The organism is Microbacterium sp. LWO14-1.2 (genome assembly GCF_038397715.1).
GTDB lineage: Bacteria > Actinomycetota > Actinomycetes > Actinomycetales > Microbacteriaceae > Microbacterium.
Map to the genome: position 1 here is coordinate 2,914,235 of NZ_CP151633.1, position 15,441 is coordinate 2,929,675.

Here is a 15,441-nt window from a genome sequence, read left to right on the forward strand (position 1 = left end):
CACGTTTTTATGCTTTTTGAGGTTGGCGAGACCGTCGTCTATCCGCACCATGGCGCTGCGACCATCATCGAGGTCAAGGAGCGCATCATCAAGGGCGAGACGAAGAAGTACCTGAAGCTCAACGTCACCCAGGGGGACCTCATCATCGAGGTGCCCGCTGAGAACGTCGATCTCGTGGGAGTTCGCGATGTGATCGGCAAGGAGGGTCTCGACCATGTCTTCGAGGTCCTGCGCGCGCCGTTCACGGAGGAGCCGACCAACTGGTCGCGCCGCTACAAGGCGAACCTCGAGAAGCTCGCTTCGGGTGATGTCATCAAGGTGAGCGAGGTCGTGCGCGACCTGTGGCGCCGTGATCAGGATCGCGGCCTGTCGGCCGGAGAGAAGCGGATGCTGGCGAAGGCCAGGCAGATCCTCATCTCCGAGCTCGCACTGGCCGAGAAGATCGACGAGGACAAGGCGGGCGCACTGCTCGACGAGGTCCTCGCCTCCTGAGTGCTCTTCGACGGAAGGCGGATGCTTCGGCATCCGCCTTCCGTCGTTCGGCGCCGGTAACGTGAAGGGCGTGACCCTGATACCTGTCCCGGACACCGCGATCATCGTCGTGGCCGCCGGCTCCGGCACCCGCCTCGACGGCGGGGCTCCCAAGGCGTTCGTCGGGATCGACGCGCACTCGATCCTGCGCCACGCGCTCGACGGCGTCTTCGCCGCAGCGCCGGCCCAGATCGTGGTCGTCGCACCAGCGGGATTCGAGGGAGACGCCGAGACCGAGCTGCGCGCGGCCGCAGGAGACCGCTCCGACCTCGGCCGCGTCGTCACGGGAGGCGACACCCGTCAGCAGTCCGTCGCCGCCGGACTCGCGGCGCTGTGGGGCGACGTGCGCACCGTGCTCGTCCACGACGCGGCCCGCGCCCTGACTCCGCCCGAGGTCATCGACGCGGTGCGGGGCGCCGTCGACGCCGAGACCGGCATCCTGCCGACGCTCCCGGTCGTCGACACCCTCAAGCGGGTGGACGGGGATGCCGTGGTCGGGCCCATCGATCGCTCCGAGCTCGCCGCGGCGCAGACGCCGCAGGGCTTCCCGCGCGCGCTCCTCGAACGCGCCTACGAGCGGGCGGTCGCCGACGGCATCGAGTACACCGACGATGCCGCTCTCTTCGCCGCGGCCGGCCACGGGGTACGGCACATCACCGGATCGGCGCGGGGGTTCAAGATCACCACACCGGCAGACCTGGAGCGGGCCAGACATCTGCTCGCCGAGTCCGCGCCGTCGGCGTCGGAGCCCGACGCGCAGCGTCCCGTCGCGACCCGTGTCGGCATCGGCACCGACGTCCATGCGTTCGGGGGCGAGGGGGATCTCTGGCTCGCCGGACTCGAGTGGCAGGGCGAGCAGCCGCTGTCCGGTCACAGCGACGGCGACGCCGTGGCGCACGCCATCGTCGATGCGCTCCTGGGGGCCGCCGGGCTCGGCGACATCGGAGAGCACTTCGGCACGGCCCATCCCGAGTACGCCGGTGCGCACGCCGCGGTCTTCCTCGCGCGGACGCGCGAACTGCTCGCCGACGCCGGCTTCGAGATCGGCAACGTCTCGGCGCAGTTCCAGGGAAACCGGCCGCGTTTCAGCGCACGCCGCGTCGAGGCCGAACGGGTGCTCTCGGCCGCTCTCGGCGGCGCTCCCGTGTCGATCACGGCCACGACCACAGACGGTCTCGGGTTCACGGGACGCGGCGAGGGCATCTCGGTCACGGCGATCGCCCTGATCCACAGCAACGGCCGCCGTGCCGGGAAGGAGTCATGATGAGGGTCCTCGTCATCGGAGCCCACGGATCCGTCGGCCGCACGGCCGTCGCCGCCCTCGGAGGGCACGACGTGATCGAGGCGTCGCGCAGCGGCGACCATCCCGTCGACGCCACCGACCCGGCGTCCATCGAGCGCCTGTTCTCGGAGGTGGGAGAGGTGGATGCCGTGATCGTCGCGCTCGGGAGCGTCGCCTTCCGCCCGCTCGCCGACCTGAGCAGGGACGACTACGAGTCGGCTTTCCGCAGCAAGGTGCTCGCACAGCTCGACGTCGTGCGGATCGGCACGCCCTTCGTGCGCGACGGAGGGTCGTTCACGCTGACGTCGGGCATCCTCGCCCGCGAGCCCATCGCGACCGGCGCGGCCGCGTCGCTCGTCAACGGCGCTCTCGAGTCCTTCGTGCTGGCCGCCGCGACCGAGCTGCCGCGCGGGATCCGCATCAACGCCGTGAGTCCCTCCGTGCTGGAGGACGCCCCGTCGTACCACGCGTCGTTCCCGGGCTTCGTCCCCGTCTCGTCGCACCGGGTCGGGCAGGCCTTCGCGAAGAGCGTGCTCGGGGTGCAGACCGGGCGCGTGCTCGCCGTCGACTGACCGTGCGTGACGGACTCCCGGGTTCGCGATCACCCCGCCCGGTAGGCTTGACCGGTGACTCTGCGCCTCTACGACACCCGCGAACAGCGGCTGCGTGACTTCGTGCCTCTCGATCGCGAGAACATCACGATGTACGTGTGCGGACCCACCGTGCAGTCGGGACCTCACATCGGGCACGTCCGCGCCGCGCTGAGCTTCGACCTCCTGCGCCGCTGGCTCGAGCTCCGACACGGCCGCGTCACGTTCGTGCGCAACGTCACCGACATCGACGACAAGGTGCTCGCGAACGCGACCGACGCCGAGCCCTGGTGGGCGCTGGCGTACCGGATGGAGCAGGAGTTCAGCCGCGCGTACTCGGCGATCGGCATCCTGCCGCCCACGTACGAGCCGCGCGCCACGGCATCCGTCCCGCAGATGCAGGAGCTCATCGCGACGCTCATCGAGCGCGGACACGCGTACCCGGCTCCGGACGGATCCGGCGACGTCTACTTCGACGTGCACTCCTGGCCGACCTACGGCGCGCTCACGAACCAGTCGGTCGACGCGATGGAGGCCGCGGAGGACGCGGACCCCCGGGGCAAGCGAGCGCCGCAGGACTTCGCGCTGTGGAAGGGCGCCAAGCCGGACGAGCCGCAGGATGCCGTGTGGCACTCGCCCTGGGGCGCCGGCCGACCCGGCTGGCACATCGAGTGCTCGGCCATGTCGCGTCGCTATCTCGGCGACTCCTTCGACATCCACGGCGGGGGACTGGACCTCCGGTTCCCGCACCACGAGAACGAGCTCGCCCAGTCGACCGCGGCCGGCCTCGGCTTCGCGAACTACTGGGTGCACAACGGTCTCGTGACCGTCGGCGGTCAGAAGATGTCGAAGTCGCTCGGCAACTTCACCCTCGCAGCCGACGTCCTGCGGGAGCACGACCCGCTCGTCGTCCGTTACGCGCTCGCCGCGGCCCACTACCGCTCGAGCCTCGACCTCTCCGAGTCGTCGTGGAGCGAGGCGGAGGCCGCTCTCGGCCGGATCGGCGGCTTCCTGCAGCGCGTCGGCCGAGTCGCCGGCGGCGGCATCGGATTCATGGCGGCGCAGAGCATCCCCGCGGCCTTCGCGGAGGCGATGGACGACGACCTCGGCGTCCCGCAGGCGCTCGCGGTGCTGCACGAGACCGTGCGGGCCGGCAACTCCGCGCTCGACTCCGGAGACACGGATGCCGCGCTCGGCGCCGCTCGCGAGGTGCTCGCGATGACCTCGGTGCTGGGGCTCGTGCCGTCGTCGGCGTCGACCGCCTCCACGGCGCACGCGACGGCGCTCGACGCGCTCGTGCAGGAGATGATCACACAGCGTGCGCAGGCGCGCGCTGACAAGGACTGGGCGGCGGCGGATCGCATCCGTGACGCGATCGCCGCCGCAGGAATCACGCTGGAGGACACTCCGGCCGGAACTCATTGGAGTATCGATGGCTAAGCCAGGCAACCCCTCAGCGGGCAAGGGAAAGAAGAAGGGCCCCACCAAGGGCTCCGGCGGAAAGGGTCGCAGCTCGCTCGAAGGACGCGGACCGACGCCGAAGGCGGAGGACCGCGCGTGGCACCCGGCGGGCAAGCGCAAGGCAGCGGCAGAGCGCTACGCCGCTGCCGGGGGACGGGGCAAGCCCGGCGGGCGTCAGGCGTCCGGCGGAAACCCGAACCGTTCATCGCGCGTCAAGGACAACACCACCGACACCGAGACGGTCACCGGCCGTAACTCCGTGCTCGAGGCGCTGCGTGCCCGGATCCCCGCGACGGCGTTCTACATCGCGCAGCGCGTCGAGATGGACGACCGCGTCAAGGAGATGCTGTCGATCGCTACGAACCGCGGCATCCCGGTGCTCGAGGTCACGCGCCAGGAGCTGGACCGCATGGCCGGGTTCGACGGCGTGCACCAGGGCGTCGCGATCAAGGTCCCGCCGTACGAGTACGCGCACCCGCAGGACCTCCTGGAGCAGGTCATCGACAAGGGCGAGGTCCCGCTCTTCGTGGCGCTCGACGGCATCACCGACCCGCGCAACCTCGGAGCGATCATCCGCTCCACCGGCGCTTTCGGCGGTCACGGCATCATCCTGCCGCAGCGCCGCTCGGCCGGCGTGAACTCGGCGGCCTGGAAGACGAGCGCCGGCGCGGCCGCGCGCGTGCCCGTCGCGCTCGCGTCGAACCTTACCACGCAGCTCAAGGAGTTCAAGAAGCAGGGCGTGTTCGTGCTCGGACTCGACGGAGACGGCGACGTGCTGCTCCCCGACCTGCAGCTCGCCGATCGTCCGGTCGTGATCGTCACCGGGTCCGAGGGCAAGGGGCTGTCGCGCCTCGTCGCCGAGACCTGCGACCAGATCGTGTCGATCCCGATCTCGGCGGTGACCGAGTCCCTCAACGCCGGCATCGCGACCTCCGTCGCGCTCTACCAGGTCTCCACCATCCGCAACGCCAAATAGGGAGAGGCACCATGGCTCGCATCGTCGTCCTCGGAGGAACCGGCTACGCCGGCGCGCACATCGTGACCGAGGCGGTGAGCCGCGGTCACGAGGTCATCGCGATCTCCCGCTCCGAGCCCGCCGCCCCGGTCGAGGGCGTGTCGTACGTGCAGGGGTCGGTGCTCGACCCCGCCTCGCTCGCCAACGCCTTCGACGGCGCGGATGCCGTGGTCTCGGCGCTCTCGCCGCGCGGCGACATGACCGACCGGGTGCTGGAGGCCCTGCGCAACGTCATCGCGGAGCTCGCCGACACCTCGACCCGCCTCGGGGTCGTCGGCGGCGCTGGCGGCAGCCTCGTCGCTCCGCACGGCCCGCGGCTCTTCGACCTGGACTTCCCCGAGGAGTACAGGCACGAGGCACAGGTCGGCATCGATTCGCTCGCGCTGCTGGAACAGTCGGATGCCGATCTCGACTGGTTCTTCATCCACCCGGCCGAGGTCTTCGGGCCCTGGGCGGAGGGCGAGCGCACCGGCCGCTACCGCGACGGGGGAGACGTGCTGGTGCGCGACGCCGAGGGGCAGTCCTTCATCTCCGGCGCGGATTTCGCGGTCGCGGTCGTCGACGAGATCGAACAGGGCAACCACCGCCGCGAGCGGTTCACGGTCGGCTACTGACCCGGCCCCGTCAGACCAGGTCGCGCCAGTCGATCTCGTCGTCGTCGGCGACCGCCGTCGACCCCGTCACGACCGGCAGGCTCATGGTCTCGGTCGGCGGGCCCATGATCGTGGCCTCGTCGCGGCGGTGGCGGAGCACCTCGTTGATGTAGCTCGTGAGCACCTCGGCAAGCGGGACAGAGCGGCCCTGCGCCTGAGACAGATACCAGCGGTGCTCGAGCACCTGGTGGAAGACCTCGGCGGGCTCGAGCTTGGCACGCAGCTCGTAGGGGATCGCTCGCACGACGGGTTCGAACACCCGGGTGAGCCATTCGTGGGCGTACATCTCCTCGTCCGACCACTGCTTGGTCGAGCGGGCGCGGAACTCGTCGAGGTCGTTCAGCAGCCGTCTGGCCTGGTTCTCCTCGACGTCGAGCCCGGTGAGGCGGATGAGCCGTCGCTGGTGGTGCCCGGCATCCACGACCTTCGGCTGGATCTCCACGACGGTTCCGTCGGAGGTCGTCGACATCGACATCTCGTCGATGTCGAAACCCAGCGCGTTGAGGCGCTCGACGCGCTCGGTGATGCGCCAGGTCTCTGCCGCGGAGAACGATTCCTGCGCGGTCAGCTCCGCCCACAGCGAGCGGTACGACGACACGATGCCGTCGGCGATGGCGACGGCATCCACTCCGCGTTCGAGCCGGCCGCCGGCCGCGAGGTCCATGATCTCGCCGGCGATGTTCGTGCGGGCGAGGTCGAGGTCGTAGGCACGCTGCCCGTCGGTGAGCCCCTCCTCGTGCAGCTCGCCGGTCTCGGCGTCGACGAGGTAGGCGGCGAACGCTCCGGCGTCCCGGCGGAACAGGGTGTTCGACAGCGAGACGTCGCCCCAGTAGAAGCCGACGTTGTGCAGGCGCACGAGGAGCACGGCCAGCGCGTCGACGAGACGGTTCGCGGTGTCGGGGCGGAGCACCCGCGTGAACAGCGCACGGTACGGCATCGAGAAGCGCAGATGCGAGGTGACCAGCGCCGCCGGGAGCGGTTCACCCGAGGCGTCGCTGCGACCGGCGATCGCCGCGACGCGGCTCACGCAGGGCACGTCGAGGCGGGCGAGGTTGCCGAGCATCTCGTACTCGCGGCGAGCCATCTCCTCGGTCGTCTCCTTGACCGCGACGACCTTGCCCGACAGGTCGGCGAAGCGCACGAGGTGACGCGAGAGCCCCTTTGGGAGGGAGACGATGTGCTCGGACGGCCAGGCGCCCAGCGGGGTCGACCAGGGCAGCGACAGGAGCCCGGGGTCGACCGAACTCGCGGTGATGCGCAGCGCCTGCGGCATGGCTCTCCTGTCGACGAGAGGGAGGTCGGGAAACAGAAGCGGCGCGGGCGACCGAAGTCTGCCCGCGCCGCGTCAGCGGTTCCGATCAGGCGGAGACGATCGGCTTGTCGTTCAGGCGGTCGCCCGACTCGAGGTCGAAGGCGTGCACGTGGCCGGGGTTCGCGGCCAGGGTCACGGTCTCGCCCGCGTTCGGGTGGTTGCGGCCGTCGACGCGTGCGACGAGGTCGGTGCGCTTGCCGTTGATGTCGGTGTGGCCGTAGAGGTAACCGTCGGCGCCGAGCTCCTCGACGAGATCGACGACGACCGAGAGGCCCTTGCCGTCGGCCGGACCGACCGTGATGTCCTCGGGGCGCACACCCACGGTGACCTGCGAGCCGTTGGCACGACCCACGGTGTCGCGGTCGAGCGGGACGGTCTCGGTGCCGAAGAGCACGCCGCCGTCGGCCAGGTCGGCCGAGAACAGGTTCATGGCGGGCGAGCCGATGAAGCCGGCGACGAACACGTTGTTCGGCTTCTCGTACAGGTCGCGCGGCGAGCCGACCTGCTGGAGCAGGCCGTCCTTGAGCACGGCGATGCGGTCGCCCATGGTCAGAGCCTCGGTCTGGTCGTGCGTGACGTAGACCGTGGTGACACCGAGGCGGCGCTGCAGCGACGCGATCTGCGTACGCGTCTGCACGCGCAGCTTGGCGTCGAGGTTCGACAGCGGCTCGTCCATGAGGAACACCTGCGGCTGACGCACGATGGCGCGACCCATGGCGACACGCTGACGCTGACCACCCGAGAGGGCCTTCGGCTTGCGGGTCAGGTACTGCTCGAGGTCGAGGAGCTTCGCCGCCTCGAGGACGCGGGAGGCCCGCTCCTCCTTGCCGACGCCGGCGATCTTGAGCGCGAAGCCCATGTTCTCGGCGACCGTCATGTGCGGGTACAGCGCGTAGTTCTGGAACACCATCGCGATGTCGCGATCCTTCGGCGGCACGTCGGTGACGTCGCGGTCACCGATGAGGATGCGGCCGGCGTTGACCTCTTCGAGGCCGGCGAGCATGCGGAGGGAGGTGGACTTACCGCAACCCGAGGGGCCGACCAGGACGAGGAACTCGCCGTCTCCGACCTCGAGGTTGAGCTTGTCGACGGCCGGGCGGGTGCCGCCCGGGTAGAGGCGGGTGGCCTCGTCGAAAGTCACAGATGCCATTGTGTTTCTCCTTCACCGGCAGGTACGTGCCGGACGATCCGTAGTGATAGAGCGGCGGTTCGACCCGCCGTGACCCCTCATCGGGTCGGGATCAGTATGTCAGAATCCAGGGCGTCTGGGTATTTCTCAGCCTGGCTGGTTAGCATCGATCTCGGCCGCGCATCCGCGGCGATCGCCTCCCGAACGGCGATCGGGGGCCACCCTGCCCCTCCCCGGACTGTCAAGAGGAACGATGTCGAGCGACGAGACGCCGAACGTCCCCACATCTCGCACTTCACGCGAGGTCGTGCGGGAGAAGGCACAGAAGGTGCACGCCCAGCAGTCGAGGGCGCGCATCATGCGACGGATCATCATCGGCGCGATCGCCGTGGTCGCTGTCGGAGCGATCGGTACCGCGGTGACGCTCGCGGTGTCGGCGCAGATCTCGAAGCCGCAGCTCTCACCGGGCGGCATGGACAACGACGGCATCCTCGTCTCCGACGTCAGTGCCACCGCGGTCTCCGACGAGGTCCCCGCGACGCCCAGTCCCGATGAGACGGATGCCGGTGCCGCGACGACTCCCGCTCCGCAGCCCACGACGTCGAGCTCGGTCGACATCCACGTCTACGTCGACTACCTGTCGCCCGATGCCGGCGAGTTCGAGCGTGCGAACGCGCGCCAGCTCGTGAACTGGATCACCGAGGGGGCAGCGACGGTCACGTACCATCCGGTGGCGCTGCTGACGGCGAGCTCCAACGGCACCAAGTACTCGCTGCGCGCAGCGGGCGCTGCGGCCTGCGTCGCCACGCACTCGCCTGCGCAGTTCTACGCGTTCAACCACGACCTCCTCGAGGACCAGCCCGAGGTCAACACCGACGGCTACTCCGACTCGGAGCTCGCTGACATCGCCGGCGCCGTGGGGTCGGACAAGATCAAGACGGTGCGCTCCTGCATCGAGGACCAGGACTACGTCACCTGGGCCAAGGAGGCCACGTCGCGTGCACTCGAGGGTCCGCTCGTCGGATCCGACGACCTCGTGCTCTCATCGGCGCCCATGATCGTCGTGAACGGGGAGGCCTACGTCGGCGCCCTCGATGACCCGGTCGAGTTCTCGCAGTTCGTGCTGACCGTGTCGAACGATGCGTCGCAGGAGGCCGCGACGCCGTCGCCGACCCCGACGCCCACTCCGACCGCGACGCCGTAGTTCGTTCGCAGACGCCGCCCCTCGCTAAGCTGGGTGGCGTCCGCCGACTTGGCGCAATTGGTAGCGCACCGTACTTGTAATACGGGGGTTACGGGTTCGAGTCCCGTAGTCGGCTCTGAAAACAGCCCCTCACCTGGTCTTTCCAGGTGAGGGGCTATATGTTTTTGGTGTGCGGTCATGATTCTGTCATGATGCCTTGGATTTCATTGCCTTGCGCCGGGCAGTCTCGATTCGCTCCGTGACTTCGTCGAGACGATCGGGCCACAAATGGCCGTAGGTGTTGAGGGTCTCCGTGGCGTCGGCGTGACCGAGCATGTTCTGGATCACCTTTACGTCGGCTCCTGCCGCGATTGCCAAGCTTGCTGCAGTGTGGCGCAGCTTGTGCGGAGTCAGTCCGAGATCCCCGAGCCCGGCACCTTCAACAGCATCCGACCATGGCCGTGATCGCCAGTTGTGCAGATTGATCCGTACGCCGGTCTTCGTGCGGAACACGGGATCACTCGGAGCTGCGTTCGCGGTGAGTGCACTTAGCTCTTTCACCAGGAACCGCGGAACGCCAACTGTGCGGCTCTTCCCATTCTTAGGCGGGCCGAGAGTCGGCTTGCCGTCCGGGCCATCGGTGACCGTGGCGCGGATCGTCGCCCGTCGCGCCTGTAGATCGAGATCCGCGACGGTGAGCGCCGCGCCCTCGCCGATGCGGATCCCGCCATATCCCATGAACAGAATCAGTCCGCGGTCGGTCGGTGTCGTGGCCGCGTTGGCGAGGGCCTCCAGTTCATCGATGCTCAAAAAGACCTGGTCGGTATCGACGATGCGAGGGAGTTCGACGCCGCGCGCGGGGTTCGATCGCATCCACCCGTGATCCACGGCGTACGCGAACGATGCAGCGAGCACCGCGTGAAGTCGCCGTACGCGTGAGGGGCTGAGTCTTCCACGATCTGTTGTGTAATCCGGTGCGTAGTCCCGATCTGCGGTGCCGTCTAGCAGCGCCGTAAGCCATTGCTCGACGTCATTTCGCGTGATCGTCGCAAGCTTCTTCGCACCCCACGTCGGGTAGATCCAAATGCGAAGATCGTTCGCGTACGCGCGTGCGGTGCTCGCCTTCAGTCTGCGTTTGGATGACAGCCACAGTCCCGCGACGTCTCTCACGGTGCGCCGGCCGTCTTCCGGGCGTTGGTAGGTGCCAGAGCGGATATCGTGCTCAACACTTGCGAGGAAGTCTTCCGCGAGCGGCTTAGTTCGGAACGACTTCGCCCGCTGTTTCCTCCCGCCGTCGTTCTGCTCTTCGTACCAGTCGACTCGCCACCGGGCGCCTTTGCCGTACACGGCGGTCTTTGGATCGCGCGGTTCCTTCGTTGTTGGGTCGATCGGTGAGCGAGTCCACCTATCTGTGATCCATGCTCTAGCCATCTGTCGAGTACCCCCTGCGTCTCGCCTCGGCGATCACTCGGGTGGCTGTGCTCTGACTCACTCCGTAGACTTTCGCGACGTGCTCGAGTGGTGCGAGCCCGAACAGGCGCGCGTATACGTACTCTCTGACGGCATCGCCGTACTCATCATCGCTCTTGGGGCGGCTTCGGGAGTCGCTCGGGCGCCATGCGGGGTCTGTCGCCCAGACAGTGTCTCCCACTGTCTGTTTGATCGCTTCTCGGACGGAAACGGACTGCAGGCCCGCGTTGGAAATCGGCGCACCATCAGCGACCCGGGTCGCGGTCAGCTCTTCAACCTCGTACCGCTGCGATGCGGGGTCGTAAGAGCAGTAGAAGGTCAGATCGTACGGTCCGACTGCATCGGAGCTGCTGACGCGTCCGCCAAATCCGCTCATGATGTTCAGCCCGCCAGCGATGATCAGGAACTCGGTTGCGCTGGACCGCCGCTGCGGCTTCAACGCCTCGTACGCCCCGGGTGTGGTGATGGTTGCGGGGTTAGGCGTGTTGCTCGGTCTGGTCATGGAAACAGCGTACATGAGCCAGGAGTTGAATAGTCGGCTCAGATATGTGAGACTCAATCTGGGTCAGGTAAACAACAACTGGCTCACCTTCAGAATTCAATAGGGATAAGCCTCGGACTGGGATCACCGGAGCGGCAATGTCGAGAGACGTAGTCGCTCCACCTGCTCGCGGGGTGAAGATCCGGACCGCGCAGGGTACCCGTTCAGTGCACGCGCCCCGGAAACCGATCACCGAACCAATCGAAAGGATGTGCCATGACCACAGCAACCCCATCACGCATCGAGCTTCTGACGCCGGTATCGGTCGCCGAGTGGCTCGGAGTAACCGTCCAACAGCTCGCCGACTGGCGTTGGCGAAAGGTTGGACCCGCGTATACCAAGATCGGCCGCATGATTCGCTACGACCGTTCGCAAGTTGAGGCTTTCATCGATGCGGGAAGGGTCGAGACGGCCTGATGAAGTACTCCGATCCCCGATACATCGGGTTTGGCCAGCGGTGGAGACGACTCAAGGTGGACGAGCGCTTCAGCGAGCTTGTCTCGATCACGCAGGATCTCGGGCTGCGGATCCACGTCGCGGATCTCCCCCCGGGCAAGCTCGGCCTACATTGCCATCAAACGCGAGAGATATGGATAGACGTCGATCTGTCGCCCAGCGAGATGACCAGCGTCCTGGCTCACGAAGTGGGACACGCCGTGTTCGGGCATGAGGACAGTACCCCCGAGAACGAGGTTCAGGCAAACGAATGGGCTGCCGTTTTCCTAGTCCCCGATGACGAGTGGACCGCTTATCTCGATGCCTATGGCGGCTGTAAAACCGCGTTCTTCGCCGACTGCTTTGGCGTCATGGAGGACGTCATCAAGACCCGCTGGGACCAGCACAAGCGAACTATGAACAAGGCGCCGCTGTGCGCCGTGTGACGAGAAGGGAGCGGTAGTGCGAACTTTCTACTGCCCAGCCGGCCGGATCGAGGTTAGGGTATCCGGTCGCTTCGACGGCATGCCCGCGGTGCGTCTCGAGGCGCCCAAGGCGAGTGACCTGACACCGGACCTCGCACGAGCTGTCGCTCTCAGCCTCATCGAACACGCAGCAGCGGCCGAGCACAGAAGCCAACGGCGAGGTACCAAATGAGCATTGAATCCATGACGATTGCTCTGCACCACTCGCGGGCAGTGGGTACCCCGAAGGTCGTCCTGCTCGGTATCGCAAACCACGACGGCGATGGAGGCTCTTGGCCTTCCGTCGCTACGTTGACCAAGTACGCCGGGGTGAGCAGAGGAAATGTGCAGAAAGCGATCTCTCGACTCGAAGAGCTGGGGGAGATCCGGCGTTACGTGCAGGACGGTGGTACGGCTTCAATGCTCAACCATCTTCGCCCGAACCGGTACGAAGTCACGTTGCGCTGCCCGCCGGGGTGTGACCGATCCAGGTCGCACAATGTCGGCTCAGCCGATCATGTGGCGTTCGATCCAACGGAGCGCGCCGGGGAATTCATTGAAGGGCCATGGGGTATCGCCAGCGAGGCCCCTAGGGGTATCGCTGACGAGGCCCCACCCCGCATCGCCAGCGAGGCCCTAACCGTCCTTAGTGAACCGTCCATGAAACACCCGGTAGATCGGTCGGGCGACCGATCGCGCCCAGATGCCTCAGCTACGGAAAGGCAACGGAGATACCTCCGGCACATGGTCGCCACGATCGGAGAGCCCTGGGCGTGTTCGGACGCTGAGATCGACGGGATGACCGCGAGGGCGGCAGACGGTGCCATACAGGCCTTCATGGGTGACTACAGAAGAGCAGGTGGGGGACAGGTGCCTCCTCCTTGGCTTCGAGCAGGGGAGCCATTTTGACTGATGCAGAGACACTTGACCTGGGGGAACTGGACTTCTCTGAGTTCGAGGCCTTCTGGGGCGTCTTCCCGCGACGGCGTGACAGGCGGAGAGCCGAGGGTGCGTTCATGCGAGCGCGAAAGCTGTCGAGCTTCAAAGAGATCATGTGTGCTGCGCGCCTCTATGCCGCCGAGGTCAGGGGACAGCCCGTCGAACGGATCAGGTGGCCGAACGAATGGCTGCGAGCCGAACCGTGGCTCCCTGATGCGGTGCCCATCGCCCCCAGGTCCGCACCACGTCGTCGTGCTCGTCGTGATTCGTCAAAGCCTCGTCGGGCACCACACCGGGTCACCCGCATACGACTGACCGTTGAGGAGCAGAAGGCGAAGTGGTGTCGAGAACACGGCATCACGATCGCCGAGTACGAATCGAGGAAGGATGATGTTGAATGGCTGGAGCGGGTGAAGCGCCGCGGAGTGGTGGCGTGAAACAGGCGAAGGAACCGGAGAACTGGCTGACGTTCGCTGATGCTGCAGCCCGGATCGGCGTCACGGTCGATTCGATCCGGCGCTATGTGCGCCGAGACGGGCTGATCGTCCTGGCAGGCCGGGTGCGGGAATCGGAGCTGCTCGAAGTAGAGCGCGACGCTCGGCATCGGAACGGCGGTCGCGGAAACGCGACGCCACCCGTTACTCAGCTAGCAGCCCGGCGGTACTGCACAGAACGCGCAATAAGTGATCATGACAGAGAAATCATCATGGCGTTCGCGAAGCACGTAGATCAGAGGAATCTCTAGAAAGGCTGTCGGGCTGTCGATGCGTCTGGTAGGCTGATGCCGCAGGCGCGAACTGGGTAACTCCCGGTACGCGCCTTTCGTGTATCTGAACGCACCAATCACGCGCCGTCGTGGAAGCCCGACCAGGACTCCACCGAGCACACCGCATAGCCTCGCCGGGTCGCGGATGCTCAGGCCTACGAACGACCGCTGCTCCCTCATTCTTGCGATGGGTAAAGGGCACGGCGACGCCCCCACCGCACCCCTCACCGTGTTCGTAGGCACGGAGGGGCATCACCCCCGCGAATGCACCCGGCGACAGGCTCAGCAGCTCATCGCTTCACGGTGCATTCGCGGGGGTTCTTTTTCGTATCCATGGGGCCAACCAGCCCCGCCAGCAAAATCGATGGAAGGACATCCCATGCCCACTGACCTCTACTACTTCAACCGAGCGACCGAGCGCATCGAACAGATCGCGAACGAACTCGGAGAGATCACACGGACAACGTTCAACGCGGGGGCCGCACAGCGAGACGCCGAGCAGCGGTTCTCCCACATGATCGACCGCACCCGCCGCACCCCCGAAGCCGATCGGATGCTCGCCATTGAGGTACAGCGCGTCCGGCAGGAGAGCGAGAAGGCGCTCGAGGCACGCGCCATTGCTCTTGCCGGAGAGATCCCTGTCGCTGAGAACACGATCAAGGCGACCTTCGATGCCATCCGACCGAAGCGCGACGTGTCGACGCCGGCCGCGATCCTGCTCAGCCAGGAACGGTGGGCGGCGGCGAGAGCACTGCTCGAGTCCGGGCGCGGGCTCACGCAGATTCTCGAGACTTCGGACATCGCGACAGTGCTCGCGATCGAAGCCTTCGCACCGGAGTACCTCTACGCCAAGTCCCCGCGCGACCGCCTTGAGACACCGGGGACCGAGCTGGACCAGGTGAAGACGAGCGTCGCGCGTCAGGTGCACAAGCGCCTCAGCGAGATCGCCCCCGAGCCCGACCGAGTGGCCCTCGCAAAGGCATACCGCGCACACGCCTACACTGACATCGCATGGGCGTACGCCGAGCACCTGCAGCGCCGCTTCGGGGGCGGAAGCGCAAGCGTGCTCGAAGTCGGGGTGGCCGTGCACTACATCCGCCAGGAGTACGGACTGGACGCCTCGCCGGCCCAGGAGCGGAGGCGGGGCAATGCGGCTGCGAGCACCGAAGCAAGTCGACGCCTGAACCGCCTCGAGCGATGGGGAGAGCGGCGCACCAGTAGCCTCGAGGCGGCGCTGGGAGCTGCTCGATGAGCGTGTCTGTCGCGGAGACGTGGGCCGAGCGCCAGGCGCGGCTGCAGAGCGAATCACCGGATGAACGTCGCGAACGGCAACTGGCCGACTACGACCACAACCACGATGTGACTGGCCACTTCCTGAACCGAGAGAGTTACACCCCGGACGGATCGCAACCTCGCGACCCGCTGTCCGGTGTCTACCTCGGGCCGGAAACTCGTCCCTGGCATCACTTCGCCGGGCATCCCGACTACGAGCCGCACCCTGCGTCGATCGCTGCGACTCAATAGGAGAGTCCAGCACTGTCGGACCTTTGTTCTACTTTCGGACTAGTGCCGGCTCGCCAGGAATCGTTGAGGTCTGGCGAGCCAGCCGGTCTGGGCGTGGGGCACGGCGGCTGGCATTGATTCCCGCGTACCATCAGTTTTGAGAGGAA

At 67.0% G+C, this 15,441-nt stretch carries 16 protein-coding genes and 1 tRNA gene; 13 read left to right on the top strand and 4 right to left on the bottom strand.

Annotated features, from left to right (window positions below):
* Positions 1 to 9: 9 nt before the first annotated feature.
* The 6 genes from MRBLWO14_RS14025 to MRBLWO14_RS14050 all read left to right on the top strand — a co-directional run bounded on the left by MRBLWO14_RS14025 (position 10) and on the right by MRBLWO14_RS14050 (position 5,493).
* Positions 10 to 492 carry a CarD family transcriptional regulator gene (locus tag MRBLWO14_RS14025; protein WP_050722636.1) on the top strand — a complete coding sequence of 161 codons (483 nt, stop codon included), beginning with the start codon at positions 10 to 12 and terminating at the stop codon, positions 490 to 492.
* Between the two features lie 70 nt (positions 493 to 562).
* Positions 563 to 1,795, top strand: coding sequence for a 2-C-methyl-D-erythritol 4-phosphate cytidylyltransferase (gene ispD, locus MRBLWO14_RS14030; protein WP_341933739.1), 1,233 nt, complete (start codon positions 563 to 565; stop codon positions 1,793 to 1,795).
* Positions 1,792 to 2,385, top strand: coding sequence for a short chain dehydrogenase (locus tag MRBLWO14_RS14035; RefSeq protein ID WP_341933740.1), 594 nt, complete (start codon positions 1,792 to 1,794; stop codon positions 2,383 to 2,385). Before ispD ends, MRBLWO14_RS14035 begins: the two co-directional genes overlap by 4 nt.
* Before the next feature lie 54 nt (positions 2,386 to 2,439).
* Positions 2,440 to 3,843 carry a cysteine--tRNA ligase gene (gene cysS / locus MRBLWO14_RS14040; protein WP_341933741.1) on the top strand — a complete coding sequence of 468 codons (1,404 nt, stop codon included), beginning with the start codon at positions 2,440 to 2,442 and terminating at the stop codon, positions 3,841 to 3,843.
* Complete coding sequence (gene rlmB, locus MRBLWO14_RS14045; RefSeq protein ID WP_341933742.1) at positions 3,836 to 4,840, top strand: 23S rRNA (guanosine(2251)-2'-O)-methyltransferase RlmB; 1,005 nt, start codon at positions 3,836 to 3,838, stop codon at positions 4,838 to 4,840. The genes cysS and rlmB overlap by 8 nt, the downstream gene beginning before the upstream one ends.
* Positions 4,841 to 4,851: 11 nt before the next feature.
* Positions 4,852 to 5,493, top strand: coding sequence for an NAD(P)H-binding protein (locus tag MRBLWO14_RS14050; RefSeq protein ID WP_341933743.1), 642 nt, complete (start codon positions 4,852 to 4,854; stop codon positions 5,491 to 5,493).
* Between the two features lie 10 nt (positions 5,494 to 5,503).
* Here the strand turns inward: MRBLWO14_RS14050 and MRBLWO14_RS14055 are convergent, their stop codons facing one another.
* Entirely contained in the window at positions 5,504 to 6,805 is a 1,302-nt protein-coding gene (locus tag MRBLWO14_RS14055; RefSeq protein WP_341933744.1) for a DUF4032 domain-containing protein, read from the bottom strand.
* A gap of 85 nt (positions 6,806 to 6,890) precedes the next feature.
* Entirely contained in the window at positions 6,891 to 7,994 is a 1,104-nt protein-coding gene (gene ugpC / locus MRBLWO14_RS14060) for a sn-glycerol-3-phosphate ABC transporter ATP-binding protein UgpC (RefSeq protein ID WP_341933745.1), read from the bottom strand.
* Between the two features lie 232 nt (positions 7,995 to 8,226).
* On the opposite strand from ugpC, the gene MRBLWO14_RS14065 reads away from it, so the two are divergent.
* Entirely contained in the window at positions 8,227 to 9,177 is a 951-nt protein-coding gene (locus tag MRBLWO14_RS14065; RefSeq protein ID WP_341933746.1) for a thioredoxin domain-containing protein, read from the top strand.
* A gap of 42 nt (positions 9,178 to 9,219) precedes the next feature.
* Positions 9,220 to 9,292: transfer RNA gene (locus MRBLWO14_RS14070), tRNA-Thr, on the top strand.
* A 71-nt stretch (positions 9,293 to 9,363) separates the two neighbouring features.
* Here MRBLWO14_RS14070 and MRBLWO14_RS14075 read toward each other — a convergent pair.
* Positions 9,364 to 10,503: a tyrosine-type recombinase/integrase gene (locus tag MRBLWO14_RS14075; RefSeq protein ID WP_341933747.1), complete on the bottom strand. Its 1,140-nt coding sequence runs from the start codon at positions 10,501 to 10,503 to the stop codon at positions 9,364 to 9,366.
* Positions 10,504 to 10,579: 76 nt separating this feature from the next.
* Positions 10,580 to 11,128 (bottom strand): hypothetical protein, encoded by a 549-nt coding sequence (locus tag MRBLWO14_RS14080; RefSeq protein ID WP_341933748.1) that lies wholly within the window; start codon positions 11,126 to 11,128, stop codon positions 10,580 to 10,582.
* A 255-nt stretch (positions 11,129 to 11,383) separates the two neighbouring features.
* Here MRBLWO14_RS14080 and MRBLWO14_RS14085 point away from each other — a divergent pair, with 255 nt between their 5' ends.
* From MRBLWO14_RS14085 to MRBLWO14_RS14105, 5 genes are all read left to right on the top strand, one after another.
* The gene (locus tag MRBLWO14_RS14085) at positions 11,384 to 11,584 is read left to right on the top strand and encodes a helix-turn-helix domain-containing protein (protein WP_341933749.1); all 201 of its coding nucleotides are present in this window, start codon (positions 11,384 to 11,386) and stop codon (positions 11,582 to 11,584) included.
* Positions 11,584 to 12,048, top strand: coding sequence for an ImmA/IrrE family metallo-endopeptidase (locus MRBLWO14_RS14090; RefSeq protein ID WP_341933750.1), 465 nt, complete (start codon positions 11,584 to 11,586; stop codon positions 12,046 to 12,048). Before MRBLWO14_RS14085 ends, MRBLWO14_RS14090 begins: the two co-directional genes overlap by 1 nt.
* Positions 12,049 to 13,438: 1,390 nt before the next feature.
* On the top strand, positions 13,439 to 13,750 hold the full coding sequence (locus MRBLWO14_RS14095; RefSeq protein WP_341933751.1) for a hypothetical protein: 312 nt from the start codon (positions 13,439 to 13,441) through the stop codon (positions 13,748 to 13,750).
* 400 nt (positions 13,751 to 14,150) lie between these two features.
* Entirely contained in the window at positions 14,151 to 15,023 is an 873-nt protein-coding gene (locus tag MRBLWO14_RS14100) for a hypothetical protein (protein WP_341933752.1), read from the top strand.
* Positions 15,020 to 15,295 (top strand): hypothetical protein, encoded by a 276-nt coding sequence (locus tag MRBLWO14_RS14105; protein ID WP_341933753.1) that lies wholly within the window; start codon positions 15,020 to 15,022, stop codon positions 15,293 to 15,295. The genes MRBLWO14_RS14100 and MRBLWO14_RS14105 overlap by 4 nt, the downstream gene beginning before the upstream one ends.
* Positions 15,296 to 15,441 lie beyond the last annotated feature (146 nt).

Bases quoted from the DNA above. Each gene is read 5' to 3' on its own strand.
- MRBLWO14_RS14025 (WP_050722636.1), top strand. From the start codon at position 10: ATGCTTTTTGAGGTTGGCGAGACCGTCGTCTATCCGCACCATGGCGCT.
- MRBLWO14_RS14035 (WP_341933740.1), top strand. From the start codon at position 1,792: ATGATGAGGGTCCTCGTCATCGGAGCCCACGGATCCGTCGGCCGCACG.
- rlmB (WP_341933742.1), top strand. From the start codon at position 3,836: ATGGCTAAGCCAGGCAACCCCTCAGCGGGCAAGGGAAAGAAGAAGGGC.
- MRBLWO14_RS14050 (WP_341933743.1), top strand. From the start codon at position 4,852: ATGGCTCGCATCGTCGTCCTCGGAGGAACCGGCTACGCCGGCGCGCAC.
- MRBLWO14_RS14055 (WP_341933744.1), bottom strand. From the start codon at position 6,805: ATGCCGCAGGCGCTGCGCATCACCGCGAGTTCGGTCGACCCCGGGCTC.
- ugpC (WP_341933745.1), bottom strand. From the start codon at position 7,994: ATGGCATCTGTGACTTTCGACGAGGCCACCCGCCTCTACCCGGGCGGC.
- MRBLWO14_RS14065 (WP_341933746.1), top strand. From the start codon at position 8,227: ATGTCGAGCGACGAGACGCCGAACGTCCCCACATCTCGCACTTCACGC.
- MRBLWO14_RS14080 (WP_341933748.1), bottom strand. From the start codon at position 11,128: ATGACCAGACCGAGCAACACGCCTAACCCCGCAACCATCACCACACCC.
- MRBLWO14_RS14085 (WP_341933749.1), top strand. From the start codon at position 11,384: ATGACCACAGCAACCCCATCACGCATCGAGCTTCTGACGCCGGTATCG.
- MRBLWO14_RS14090 (WP_341933750.1), top strand. From the start codon at position 11,584: ATGAAGTACTCCGATCCCCGATACATCGGGTTTGGCCAGCGGTGGAGA.
- MRBLWO14_RS14100 (WP_341933752.1), top strand. From the start codon at position 14,151: ATGCCCACTGACCTCTACTACTTCAACCGAGCGACCGAGCGCATCGAA.
- MRBLWO14_RS14105 (WP_341933753.1), top strand. From the start codon at position 15,020: ATGAGCGTGTCTGTCGCGGAGACGTGGGCCGAGCGCCAGGCGCGGCTG.